Source organism: Thalassotalea fusca (assembly GCF_053485835.1).
Map to the genome: position 1 here is coordinate 92,289 of NZ_JBQRUN010000014.1, position 12,119 is coordinate 104,407.

Annotated in this window: 12 protein-coding genes; 4 read left to right on the forward strand and 8 right to left on the reverse strand. The window is 39.6% G+C overall.

The window, feature by feature from the left end; all coding sequences use genetic code 11:
- Positions 1-25 precede the first annotated feature (25 nt).
- The 3 genes from ACSLUK_RS15605 to ACSLUK_RS15615 all read right to left on the reverse strand — a co-directional run bounded on the left by ACSLUK_RS15605 (position 26) and on the right by ACSLUK_RS15615 (position 2,373).
- A complete protein-coding gene (locus tag ACSLUK_RS15605; RefSeq protein ID WP_448549602.1) occupies positions 26-940 on the reverse strand; it encodes a S1/P1 nuclease in 915 nt (304 codons plus the stop codon).
- A gap of 95 nt (positions 941-1,035) precedes the next feature.
- Positions 1,036-1,767: a hypothetical protein gene (locus tag ACSLUK_RS15610; protein ID WP_448549603.1), complete on the reverse strand. Its 732-nt coding sequence runs from the start codon at positions 1,765-1,767 to the stop codon at positions 1,036-1,038.
- Between the two features lie 198 nt (positions 1,768-1,965).
- Complete coding sequence (locus ACSLUK_RS15615; RefSeq protein ID WP_448549604.1) at positions 1,966-2,373, reverse strand: GFA family protein; 408 nt, start codon at positions 2,371-2,373, stop codon at positions 1,966-1,968.
- A gap of 533 nt (positions 2,374-2,906) precedes the next feature.
- Between ACSLUK_RS15615 and hemE the strand changes: the two genes are divergently transcribed.
- Positions 2,907-3,974, forward strand: coding sequence for a uroporphyrinogen decarboxylase (hemE, locus tag ACSLUK_RS15620; RefSeq protein ID WP_448549605.1), 1,068 nt, complete (start codon positions 2,907-2,909; stop codon positions 3,972-3,974).
- A 111-nt stretch (positions 3,975-4,085) separates the two neighbouring features.
- Entirely contained in the window at positions 4,086-4,520 is a 435-nt protein-coding gene (locus ACSLUK_RS15625; protein WP_448549606.1) for a hypothetical protein, read from the forward strand.
- A gap of 17 nt (positions 4,521-4,537) precedes the next feature.
- Here the strand turns inward: ACSLUK_RS15625 and ACSLUK_RS15630 are convergent, their stop codons facing one another.
- From ACSLUK_RS15630 to ACSLUK_RS15640, 3 genes are all read right to left on the reverse strand, one after another.
- Positions 4,538-5,032 (reverse strand): SixA phosphatase family protein, encoded by a 495-nt coding sequence (locus tag ACSLUK_RS15630; protein WP_448549607.1) that lies wholly within the window; start codon positions 5,030-5,032, stop codon positions 4,538-4,540.
- Between the two features lie 15 nt (positions 5,033-5,047).
- Positions 5,048-6,484, reverse strand: a complete 1,437-nt coding sequence (gene sthA / locus ACSLUK_RS15635) for a Si-specific NAD(P)(+) transhydrogenase (protein WP_448549608.1) — start codon at positions 6,482-6,484, stop codon at positions 5,048-5,050.
- A gap of 78 nt (positions 6,485-6,562) precedes the next feature.
- Positions 6,563-7,681, reverse strand: coding sequence for an acyl-CoA desaturase (locus ACSLUK_RS15640; RefSeq protein WP_448549609.1), 1,119 nt, complete (start codon positions 7,679-7,681; stop codon positions 6,563-6,565).
- A gap of 222 nt (positions 7,682-7,903) precedes the next feature.
- On the opposite strand from ACSLUK_RS15640, the gene fabR reads away from it, so the two are divergent.
- Entirely contained in the window at positions 7,904-8,512 is a 609-nt protein-coding gene (gene fabR, locus ACSLUK_RS15645; RefSeq protein WP_448549610.1) for an HTH-type transcriptional repressor FabR, read from the forward strand.
- An 18-nt stretch (positions 8,513-8,530) separates the two neighbouring features.
- Here the strand turns inward: fabR and trmA are convergent, their stop codons facing one another.
- Positions 8,531-9,625: a tRNA (uridine(54)-C5)-methyltransferase TrmA gene (trmA, locus tag ACSLUK_RS15650; RefSeq protein ID WP_448549611.1), complete on the reverse strand. Its 1,095-nt coding sequence runs from the start codon at positions 9,623-9,625 to the stop codon at positions 8,531-8,533.
- A 139-nt stretch (positions 9,626-9,764) separates the two neighbouring features.
- Here trmA and ACSLUK_RS15655 point away from each other — a divergent pair, with 139 nt between their 5' ends.
- Positions 9,765-11,012: a DUF5610 domain-containing protein gene (locus ACSLUK_RS15655; RefSeq protein WP_448549612.1), complete on the forward strand. Its 1,248-nt coding sequence runs from the start codon at positions 9,765-9,767 to the stop codon at positions 11,010-11,012.
- A 111-nt stretch (positions 11,013-11,123) separates the two neighbouring features.
- Here the strand turns inward: ACSLUK_RS15655 and ACSLUK_RS15660 are convergent, their stop codons facing one another.
- Complete coding sequence (locus tag ACSLUK_RS15660; protein ID WP_448549613.1) at positions 11,124-11,573, reverse strand: RNA recognition motif domain-containing protein; 450 nt, start codon at positions 11,571-11,573, stop codon at positions 11,124-11,126.
- Positions 11,574-12,119: the final 546 nt, after the last annotated feature.

Here is a 12,119-nt window from a genome sequence, read left to right on the forward strand (position 1 = left end):
CATAAAAATCAATAATCAAACTAGATTATTGCACTGGTCGGCTTAGCGAGGTTTGTAATATGTGGGCTAATCTAACAGACGCTTGCATGATGCGTTGCTTTAAAATCTGCTGGTAATGTGCATGATATTTTTCATTAATAACAATTGGTTGATTAGTTATCTCGTTACATACTGCTTGTGAAACTTCACAGTAGTTAAAAGTAGCTTGTCGAACTAGCTCAAGTGACTCGTTCGCCCAATCAATTACTGTCGAATCTTTCCATTGGTTCACAGATTCTGCTACCAGCAAATTGCGCAATTCAGTTAATAAGTTCGATTCATACGCTCTATGTTGCTTGCTAGATTTTAATTTACTTACATCTAGGGACAGTAATAAACATTGATCCCAATACCAGTGCAGATTATTACACTTGGCAAAATTTGATTGAATGCGTGTTTTATTGCCACCGAAGTCACTCTTAAAGCTAACGTGAAGCGGCTGATGTATGTCGCCCACCCAATGACCTAAAAACATCAATGCTTCCAATTGTTGTCGTTTGGCTGACGCTTGTTTGACTTGTTTAGAGTGAAACGTTATCGCATGGGTAACGCAGTTATTATTGCATGTGTTGTGTGGAATTCGACTTGCACTCCGGTCGACATTAATAAAGTGCCATGTCTTAAACTTTTCATACTTGTCTTTCTTCTTAATCGCATCAGCCCAAGTACAGCTTTCGCCAAAAGTGACGTTTTTTGCATTGGCTCTATAATTATATTGCTTGATGATTGACTTTTCTTGCTTGGGCAAAGTTGCCAAAAGAGTATCTATGTCTTGCTGAACTTGAGGTGTTAATTGCTCATATGCCAGCTGACATACCAGTCTGTGTCCTAATTTTCCAAGGGCAAAACTATTGGGAGAAAAGCACAATAAAAATGTGAAAATAGCTGCCAATATACGCATAACATCATAACAGTTAATAAGAATTAGCGTTTAGTATAATGCCTGATACGGTCAGCAGCTATCAGTAAGTTCATATAAATAGAGGTTTAGCGCATTCATTTTGAAAGGGTTAGTGTAAGTTTGTTAAAGTAAATTTCTGACAATCCTTCAAAGCCAGAATCTGTAGCGGCTATAATCCAAAACATGCCGTGTTCATTGGTTTGAATATCAAATACTCGCGTAGTTGACAGTGTTTTCATGACAAATTGTTCGACAGTGCCGCATTCTCTGCCGTTTGCAAGATCTCCAACAGTTTCACCTTCAGAACCTGAGGTAGATTGTTGCCCTAAATCTATATTAAGTCTGTACATACCATTGTCATCAATATTTCTTGGTTCATGTTCGCTCACGCCTAACTTCACATACACAGACTCACCAGGTGCGCCGCCAATACCAAAACAATTGGAAGGCGCAGCGGTTGCCAAGGTCACCTCCATTTCTGCACGATAGAGGGTATTCTCCTCAAGCCCACGTATCCTGCCTTTGATTGCCATGAGTAAATCGTCAGAATGGTTATTGCCAACCAAGCGAATCCCTTTATGCATGTTTAATGGTGCGGGAATATCATCATAAGTGGCAGAAAGCTCATAAAACACTTCGTTATTTTGTTGACTGGTGCTTTTGGGATAGTCAGAAAATATCGCGGTGAAATTATGTGTATTCTGATCAAAATCGATGACGTATGGATTTTTAATATCAAAATACGTTTTTTCGTTTGAACCTGAATCTAAGTTACACCCAAACAGCATTGTTATAGCTAATACAAATAGAAAACGAACGTTTTTCATGGTGACTCTCTCAATTTTTAGATTTTGAGTAAAGATAGCCTGAGAAAGCGTAGTGAATTGTTATCAAATGTTGTTGAAATGTTGTCTTTTATGAAGGGGACGAAGGCGTGGTTCAATAAGAAGTGTTAAGGCAATTTAGTTTAGAACACGATATTTAAATTGCCTTACTGAAGTTAGCTGTAAACCATATACAATTAATTATTCTGGAAACCCAGCCACCTTATGTTGATTAATACCATCACTATGCCATTTGGCTTGCTCAGCACAAAATATTTGCGCGTCGACGGATTTTGACGGTTCTTCGTTCAAACTGCCAGCAGGCACAATCAGAAACTTTTCACTCTGAGACAAAAATGGCAATCCTGAACCACATTCAACGCAAAACACCTGAGAAAAAGAACGTTCAGGGTGATCATAGCGTTTAGTGAATTGTTGACCTTGCAGCCAAGTGATATTTTCTGGGGAGGTGAAAAGATTAGATGCGTGTGCCGAACCTGTTAGCTTTTTGCATTGCTCACAATGACAAAAGTAGAAATGGCTAAAATGGTCTTGTAATGAAAAGCTGACTTTACCACAGCAGCAACCACCGGTTAGATAATTGTTCATGGTAAACCTCCTTGTAATGTGTCTGCCTAAAGTTGATTTGTTACGTAAATTTTGCTCGTTTTTTGTAATTTACGCCACACTACTTGTAACTCACGCGATAAAGTATCACAAGCAGAGAGATATACTGATTTGTTATTTAATAGGATATTTGTATTAATGGGGCAGTAAATTTCAGGCAATAAAAAAGCCTTACCAAAGGTAAGGCCTGAAATGCTCGCTGTATGGTCTAGTTCAACCTAGCTTCTTGTTAATTATCTTCTTAACTAGCGCGGGGTATTTTATAGCAAACGATTTTTGGCGATGCAACAACTTTATTAGAGCATTTATACCACGATTTTTTTCGTATTAATGTACTATTTTTGCATAAAAATTTTAGTTACAAAATTGTTTTAACTAATCACATGATTGTTAACAAAAATTAAATCTATCATACAAATTGCATTTATTATATTCGTGAACATTTGATCAAGAACATAGATCAAAAAAATTGCCTTTGGTAGAATGCGCTCACTTGAAATAACGGATAACAATCCATGACAGAATTAAAGAACGATACTTATTTACGCGCATTGTTGCGTCAACCTGTAGACTACACTCCCGTTTGGATGATGCGTCAAGCTGGACGTTACTTGCCTGAGTATCGCGAAGTGCGTGCTAACGCTGGCGATTTCATGTCGTTATGTCGCGACGCTGATTTTGCTTGTGAAGTTACATTACAGCCTTTACGACGTTTTCCGTTAGATGCTGCGATTTTATTTAGCGATATTTTAACTATTCCTGATGCAATGGGATTAGGCCTTTATTTTGAAACAGGTGAAGGGCCGAAGTTTGAACGTCCAATTACCTGTAAAGCAGATGTTGAAAAAATTGCTGTGCCAGATCCAGAAGATGAGCTTGGCTATGTAATGAATGCCGTTCGCACTATTCGTACTGCGCTTAAAGGTGAAGTACCTCTGATTGGATTCTCTGGAAGTCCTTGGACATTGGCAACTTATATGATCGAAGGTGGGAGCTCTAAGGCGTTCACTAAGATCAAGAAGATGATGTTTGCCGAGCCTCAAACGTTGCATTTGCTATTAGACAAACTGGCAGATTCCGTAATTAGTTATTTGAATGCGCAAATTAAAAATGGTGCGCAATCGGTCATGGTATTCGATACTTGGGGTGGGGTGTTATCACCACGTGATTACAAAGAGTTTTCATTGCAATACATGGCAAAAATTGTAGATGGTTTAATTCGTGAAAACGACGGTCGTAAAGTACCCGTCACACTATTTACCAAGAATGGCGGAATGTGGTTAGAGTCAATCGCTGCAACAGGCTGTGACGGTGTTGGCTTAGACTGGACAATTGATATCGAAGATGCAAAAGCACGAATTGGCGATAAAGTAGCGTTACAAGGAAATATGGACCCTTCGATGCTTTATGCAGCACCTGAGCGTATTGAACAAGAAGTCGCTAAAATACTCGCTGGCTTTGGTCATGGCGGAACTGGGCACGTATTTAACTTGGGCCACGGTATTCACCCGGATGTAAATCCTGAACACGCGGGTCACTTTATTGAATCTGTGCGTCGCTTAAGTAAGCCGTATCACAAATAATAACGACTACACCTGTGCAATATTAAAGGAGCATTTGTTGCTCCTTTTTTGATCTTGATATACGGTAACGATAAATGAAACAACATTTGTTGTCGTTATAGGAACGAAGGAATGAATAAATATAACTTAGCAGTTTGTTTGATGGTGAGTAGCCAGTTGCTTGCCTGCCAAGCCAAACCCAACTCGTCTCAACCTGCGCAAGAAAACCAAGTAAGTGAAAGCGAGAGTATTACCAAAGAACAAGTATTAGATGACAAGCCAGTAACGGATGAAAAGAAGCCAATGAATAATGTTCAACACTGGTCACAAGCTAAAGTGGAGTACATTGGATTAGAGGGCGGCTTTTACGGCATTATTACTAACAATGGCCAAAAGCTTCTTCCTGCTAATTTATCAAAAGAATTGCGACAAGATGGGGCTATTGTTGAATTGTCGGGTTATTTCGAACAAGGTGTGATCACGTTTCAACAATGGGGAAAGCCATTTAAGATAACATCGATTAAGTTGCTAAAAGAGGGGCGTAGCACGCCCAAGTCAGAGCTTTAGGCGTGCAAAACGGCTTGTTATTGGCAAATTAATGGGTGCGTGAGTACAGTTAAGTTTGATTTACCTTCAATAAACTGTACCTGATAAATCATTTGATATTCTTTTTCGGAAAGTGGTTCAAGTTTGTGGGCTGCTAGAAGACCTGCGAGCACTGGTGTTGTGTTGCTATGACCTACAACGAGTACGTTTTTACCATTTTGCTTAAGTTCTCGCGCGAGTTGATCTAAACCATTAGGCGAATATTGCTTAATTGAGATGTTTTTCTCTTTCGATAATGGCGCTGCAGTTTCCAATGTACGAGCGTAAGGCGTACTGTAGACTTTCTCTATGTTGGCTTTGTCTAGTATGCGGGCAAGTTGATTCGCACGAATCATTCCACAGTGTGTTAGAGACGGATTAGTTTGCTCGATTTGTTTTTCGGCATGACGCACTAAATAAACCGTAAAGTTGTCTGCAGCCTGAGCTGGCAATAACAAGCTTGCCAGCGTTAGTAATAAAAGTTTTGTTTTCATATATATCCCTATAAATTAAAAAAGTCGGTTTAAGCCGTTTAACGCTGCAACCCTGAATGCTTCCGCCATTGTCGGGTAGTTAAAGGTTGTTTCCACAAAATATTCAATCGTATTACCGCCATTGGTTTGTTGCATAATGGCTTGACCAATGTGAATGATCTCAGCGGCATTTTCGCCAAAACAATGGATGCCTAAAATTTCTTTAGTTTCGCGATGGAACAAGATCTTCAATGAGCCAACGAGATTATTTGAAATTTGTGCACGTGCTAGGTGCTTAAACTGGGCGCGACCTACTTCGTATGGCACTTTTGCTTCTGTTAATTCTTGTTCGGTTTTACCAACGGAACTGATTTCAGGGATTGTGTAGATTCCTGTAGGAATGTCAGTGATGAGCTTAGCTTGGCATTTGTCATCGAGCATGGCGCTGGCACAAATGCGGCCTTGATCGAATGCGGCACTGGCTAAACTTGGGTAACCGATCACATCACCTACAGCGAAAATATTATCAACGTCGGTTTGATAGGCGTTGTTAACTTTAAGTTGGCCACGACCGTCAGCAACAAGCCCAGCATTTTCGAGATTGAGGTCGTCTGTATTACCTGTTCGGCCGTTAGCCCATAGTAAACAGTCGGCTTTCATTTTCTTACCAGACTCAAGATGCACGACTACAGCATCATCAGTGGCTTCAACTTTTTCAATCTGTTCGCCATGACGAATAACCACGCCATTATTCCATAGGTGATAACTTAGTGAGTCAGACATTTCATCGTCTAGGAAAGAAAGTAAGCGATCACGCGTGTTAATTAAATCTACTTTTACACCTAAGCCTCTAAATATTGACGCATATTCACTCCCGATAACACCAGCACCATAAATGATGATTTGTCTTGGCGCATGCGCTAACTGTAAGATACTGTCAGAGTCGTAAACCCGCGGATGATTAAAATCGATTTCGGCAGGTCGATAGGGTCTAGATCCTGTTGCGATCACAATTTGTTTGCCGGTAATTGTTTCAATCGAACCATCATTACGAAGCACTCTAATGGTGTGACGGTCAATAAATGACGCTTCACCATGAAAATGCTCTACGCGGTTTCTATTATAAAAGCCACTACGCAAACTTACTTGCTTACGAATTACCGCAGAAGCATGTCGAAGAATATCTTGAAAAGTAAGTTGTTTGGCATGCTCGCCGTCGTTAAACAAAGGATTAGAGTTAAACTCGATTAATCTGCTTACTGATTGACGTAAAGCCTTAGACGGGATAGTTCCCCAATGAGTGCAGCCACCGCCAACGTTGACATAGCGTTCGATAATAGCCACTTTTTTTTGTTTTTTTGCAAGATTCATGGCGGCACCTTCACCGCCAGGACCTGTGCCAATAATAATGGCATCATAGTCAAATGATGTGGGTGCTTTTTTACTTGGTGGTTGTTTGATTTGTTTGGCCAAAGAGATATCCCCAATTCCTACTTGCTCTGGCAAAAATTTTAGCAGGAATTAGGGGACAGGTAACTAGTAAATTGTTTTTTAAGCGAGTTTTTCAACGAAGAATTGCCAACTTCTTTGTTGTTCGACAAACTTTTGTTTAACTTCTTTGTATTGTGCAAGTAAATCTGAGTTTTCTACGTCTGCTATTAAGGCGTCACGCTTAGCAGCTAATACTCTTTTCTTAGCAGCGTAAAATTCGTTGAGTTTTAGAATCAGCACATCATATTCTGATTGCAGCTTCGCAAGCAGTTGCTCGGCTTCAGGATGAGATTTAAGCTTCTGTTGACTGCGTTTAAACACCATGGCCAATCGAGCCTTTTCAACTTTATCTTCTGGACTCTTGCGTAGGTTCTTCGTTAATCCAAGGAAATAGCATCCTTTGATTAACCATTTGGTGGGATCAAAGTGCCACCAACGAATTCCGTTACGGTAGTCATTCTCAAAGATATGGTGATAATTGTGGTAGCCTTCGCCAAACGTGAAAAATGCCAAGAAACCATTATCTCGCGCGGTATTCTTTTCTGTGTATGTTTGTTTGCCCCAGATATGGGCGAGCGAGTTAATAAAAAACGTTGTGTGATGACTTAGCACTAATCGTAAAAATCCAACAAGCAGTAAACTACTAATAACGTCGCCATGCCACAGGCCAAACGCTAAGGGAATACCAAAATTAAGCCCAACTGTTAGTAGTAAGTAATGTTTATGCTGCCACATAACGATAGGGTCTTTTTGTAAATCACGCACATTGTCGTAATTTGTGTAGCGATGTGCTTGATACTCGCGCAGCATCCAACCGATATGAGAGTACCAAAACCCTTTTTTAGCGGAATATGGGTCAACGTCATTATTGTCCACGTGCTTATGGTGAATACGGTGATCAGAAGACCAGTGAAGAATACTGTTTTGTAATGCGAATGCGCCACCAAGTGCATAAATTATGCGTAATGACCAATGGGCTTGATAGGTTTTATGTGACCACAAGCGATGATATCCAGCGGTAATGGACATGCCACAGAAGATAAAACAACCGATCGCCATCAGAATTTCTGCTGTGTCGAAGCCGTGGGTTAGTGCGCGATAGGGCACAGCGATTGCTGCAAAAAGGAAAGTGATCAAAAAAACACTTACATTGAGCCAGATAATTTTGGGTTTCTTCATTGGTTGTCCGAGGAAATAACATTTAAAATTTCAGTGTACACTTGTACGCTATTTTAGTTATCTCTAACGACGAGTCAAGCAACGTTTGATGAAAGTTTGAAGAAATTGAGCGAGCCAAGCGTAAAGTTTATTGCATTTTTAGGATATCTCACTTAGGCAATACTAGAAAAATCAATAGATTTGCGTATTATGTAGCGGGGAAAGTTTCAAGGTTTATTATTGATGTCGGGTATAAGAGCGCAACAAAAAGAAAAAACACGTCGATTGTTGATTGATGCAGCACTAGGTCAATTATCGAGTGAACGGAGTTTTTCGAGTTTGAGCTTGCGTGAAGTCGCAAAGGAAGCTGGTTTAGCGCCGACCTCATTTTACCGACATTTTGATGACATGAATCAATTAGGGTTAACCTTAGTTGACGAAGCTGGCTTAACGCTAAGACAGCTTATGCGCCAAGCACGCCAACGTATTGAAAAAGGTGGCTCTGTTATCAAAATTTCAGTATTTACCTTTATGGAATTTATTGAAAATAACGGTAATATTTTTCGACTATTGTTACGAGAACGCTCAGGGACGTCGGCAGAATTTAGAGCGGCGGTAAATCGAGAGATAAGCTTTTTCACAGTAGAATTATGCGATTATCTACAAAAAGCGAATAATTTGAGCACTCACATAGCGTACTTACAGGCGAATGCGGCGGTTACCATTGTATTTAATGCGGGCGCTGAAGCGTTAGATGCGACTAAAGAAGAGCGTCACGAGTTGGCAATTAGAACGATTCAACAGCTACGGTTTATTGCGCGTGGAGCCGCTGAGTTTAGCCAGCGGCAATAACTAGTTATTTTGTCGTTGTTATTTCTTGGTCAAAATCACACCTGATTCCACATGGTGGGTGTAAGGGAATTGATCGAATATTGCAAACTTCTCTATGTTGTGTGTTTTTGCTAACTCTTCTAAGTTATCTTTCAGCGTATCTGGGTTACATGATATATAAATGATTTGATTAAACTGGCTAACCAAAGCAACACTGTCTTTATCTAATCCCGCTCTTGGAGGATCTACAAGTACGGTGTCGTAGCTATAGCTTGTCAGGTCAAAACCTTCTAGCCGTCTGAACTGACGTTCTCCTGTCATGGCTTGACTAAATTCTTCACTCGACATTCTAACAATATGAATGTTGTCTATATTGTTATCACTTATATTGATTTGTGCTGAGTTTACCGAAGACTTGGAAATTTCTGTACCTAATACTCGATCAAAGTTTTTGGCTAGTGCGATGCTGAAATTTCCATTGCCGCAGTAGAGTTCAATTAAATCACCGCCCTTACCAGCTGTAGCTTGCTGTGCCCAAAGCAGCATTTTTTCGTTAACGATTGCATTAGGTTGAGTGAAACTATTTTCTACTTGTTGATATTGATAAGTATCATTACCAACCGTTAAGCGTTCGGTCACGTAATCTTTACCAATAATCACTTTTTGCTTACGTGCGCGACCAATAATACTGGTAGGCGCAATAACCGATAACCTTGCTGCAAGTGCTGTTGCTTCGCTTTGCCATTCATCTGTCAGCGGTTTGTGATACAACAGACTCACAAGCATTTCACCGCTTAAAGTAGACAAAAAATCTACCTGAAAGAGCTTTTGACGCAATATGGTTTTATCGCGCACATCATCTAACAGAGCACTCATCGTTTTATTAATCAGTACGCTTGCCACTGGAAAGTTGTGGACATGATATTTTTCTTTGGTTTCTTGATTGAACATGATGTAGTTCAGATCATCACCGTCATGCCATACACGAAATTCAGCTCGCATACGATAATTAATAGGCTCTGATGTAAATACATCAATAGCGGGAATACTGAATTGTTTGAATTGCTCAGCAATTTCAGCTTTCTTTTCAGAAAGTTGTGTTTGATAGTTATCTGGGTTGATGTGGCTGAACATTCAATATTCCTAAAGTACGACGATAAGTGAGTGCGCAGATTGTAATGATAGTTCACATTTTGTCTAGTAAAGAGCTAAAGTTTATTTGCTTTTAGCCGATACAAAGTTACCAAATTTTTCACTGCGAGGAATTATGGTCGTGGACAAATTAACACATTTACCTGGCGCGGGTTCATATGCCCAACTACTGCCTAAACGTTCGCTTTCAACTTTCAATGGTAATTTGCAATCCCCTCATAACTTAGATGTTGCTAATGCTGAATTAGTCGCATTGTCTTCTGACAAAATGGTTAGCATGAGAATAGTGCTGCACTCTGTTAACCAAAGGTTTGCTCAGCATAATGGATTTGAAGAAGCTAAGTTTGAAGTGATCCCTGAAAGTCCGAGTAGCTTTGATAGTGACACAGTTACGGAAACAGTATTTGGCTTTATTAAAGAAAGCCTGATGCGAGCCAAAGAAAATGGCAAAAGCGACATCGAAATCCAAGAAATGTTTGACCAAGCACGCGAAGGGATTACGCAAGGCTTTGGACAAGCGCTGCAGGAATTATCAGAATTAAACAAGTTGACGGAAGAGATTCAACTTGGTGTGGCCAAAAGTCAGGAAGAAATCAACCATCGGCTTGATGAATTATATGCTTCATTCTTTCCGAATAGCATATCAAATGAAGAAGTTAAGCCTTCCTTGAACAAATCGAATGATCTTCGGGAGTCTAACGCAAACAAGGTAGAAGATAATGTGGTTGAAAAGTATAGTGCCAATTATCGCTATAACGATAATCGTGAAAGTGCTTTATCGATAATGACCAATGATGGAGACGAAATACATATTAATTTCTACAGTAATGAATTGACTGCCGTCAGGTTTGGCTATCACAGCAACTCAAGTTCTGGAAATGAAAAGTTTGCCATAAGTGCAGGTTATGGAAAAGAAACGGGCTATTCAATTGCTATCAAGGGCGAACTTGATGAAGATGAACGAGAAGCTATTGCAACTTTACTGCAAGATATAGATAAAGTGCAGGAGAGCTTTTACAACGGTAATGTATCACAAGCTTATGAATATGCACAAAGCATAGGGTTTGATTCTAACGAGCTTTCTAGTATGTCGTTGGATTTAACACAGAAGCAAACCTTTAAAGCAAAACAAACCTATCAAGAGGTGGCTGCAATAGGGCACGAGAAAGTTGACCGCGACAAATCGCTTAGGCCAGTATTGGACTTTGTAGCAGAATTTAGGGCGCTAAAAGAGAAAGCTTCATTGTTTGTAAACATCAACAATCAACAGTTCTTATCGGTATTTCACCAGCTATCCATTGTTAAATTTGCACAAGAACCCGATAAAGCAAAGAAGATTAATGAGACGGTGAACGAATTAGACGTTTAGATAGAATGGTTAAAGGTTACCTATCCAATAGGTTTTATGCCGTATAAAAGTAAAAGCCGCTAATTAATAGCGGCTTTTCTAAATACTTAGTATTTGTTAATTGCGAATATACTATTCCTGATCATCGTTCTTTTCAGGTCGCTCTTTTGCTTCTCTTACTTTAAGTGTTCTTTGTTGAAACTCTGAATCGTTTAATTTATCAATTGCGTTGTCAACGTCAGACGCTGCCATCTCAACGAAGCCGAACCCTCTGCGTTTACCTGTGTTCTTATCCTTCATCAGGCGTACTGAATGTACGTTTCCGTATGCTGAGAATAATTCACGTACCGCCCCTTCATTTGCTCTATAAGGAAGGTTGCCAACGTATAATGTCTTAATATCGCCATTATCATTGTTTCCTTCATTGGGGCTACGGTTTGCAAATAAAGGCGAAATCACGGCACTTAGAAATGCAATAGCTGCAACCATGACAGGAGTGAGTTGAACTTGACTTGCAACAAAAAAAGCAACAATCGCACATACTACACCTACGATAATTGTTAATAGTTGGGAAGAATTCATATTTGGATACCTAATTATTAATTTTATTATTTTATAAATCACAAAACTGCAATTCTATGTTACCCAGCTTTGGATAGAGTGCAACCTTAAGCTTAAACTTTGTGTTGATTTGAGCATATTATATGTAATTAGTCGTTATTGTTTGAATGAGTAGCCGCTTCGAATATTAGGTATTTGTATAAGGAAGAAGTACAAAGCATTAGTTTGATATTAAGAATGAGTGCTGAATTGCCACTTTTTTATACTAAAATGCTGTGTTTTTATTGTTTTTGCCTGTTATTTGACCGAACGAACAAAAAGTTGAAATTAGTTGTTGACGGTGGCGCAAAAATCTCTAAAATGCGCTCCACTTCTCGGGGACAACCCAAGAGGCGGTTTTGAAAAGTTAGTTAACGCTACGGCCAAGATTAACAAGCCAGCCACTTAAAAATTTAATTTAAAATTTTTTAAGAAAAAAGGTTGACATCAAAACTGAGATGCGTAGAATGCGCATCCGCTCTCAACGACTAAGCCAAGCGCTAACGCTGAGAGAAAACGCTAAACACG

Coding starts and splice junctions, on each gene's coding strand:
- ACSLUK_RS15605 (WP_448549602.1), bottom strand. CDS start 940: ATGCGTATATTGGCAGCTATTTTCACATTTTTATTGTGCTTTTCTCCC.
- hemE (WP_448549605.1), top strand. CDS start 2,907: ATGACAGAATTAAAGAACGATACTTATTTACGCGCATTGTTGCGTCAA.
- ACSLUK_RS15640 (WP_448549609.1), bottom strand. CDS start 7,681: ATGAAGAAACCCAAAATTATCTGGCTCAATGTAAGTGTTTTTTTGATC.
- fabR (WP_448549610.1), top strand. CDS start 7,904: ATGTCGGGTATAAGAGCGCAACAAAAAGAAAAAACACGTCGATTGTTG.
- trmA (WP_448549611.1), bottom strand. CDS start 9,625: ATGTTCAGCCACATCAACCCAGATAACTATCAAACACAACTTTCTGAA.
- ACSLUK_RS15615 (WP_448549604.1), bottom strand. CDS start 2,373: ATGAACAATTATCTAACCGGTGGTTGCTGCTGTGGTAAAGTCAGCTTT.
- ACSLUK_RS15610 (WP_448549603.1), bottom strand. CDS start 1,767: ATGAAAAACGTTCGTTTTCTATTTGTATTAGCTATAACAATGCTGTTT.
- ACSLUK_RS15630 (WP_448549607.1), bottom strand. CDS start 5,032: ATGAAAACAAAACTTTTATTACTAACGCTGGCAAGCTTGTTATTGCCA.
- ACSLUK_RS15660 (WP_448549613.1), bottom strand. CDS start 11,573: ATGAATTCTTCCCAACTATTAACAATTATCGTAGGTGTAGTATGTGCG.
- ACSLUK_RS15625 (WP_448549606.1), top strand. CDS start 4,086: ATGAATAAATATAACTTAGCAGTTTGTTTGATGGTGAGTAGCCAGTTG.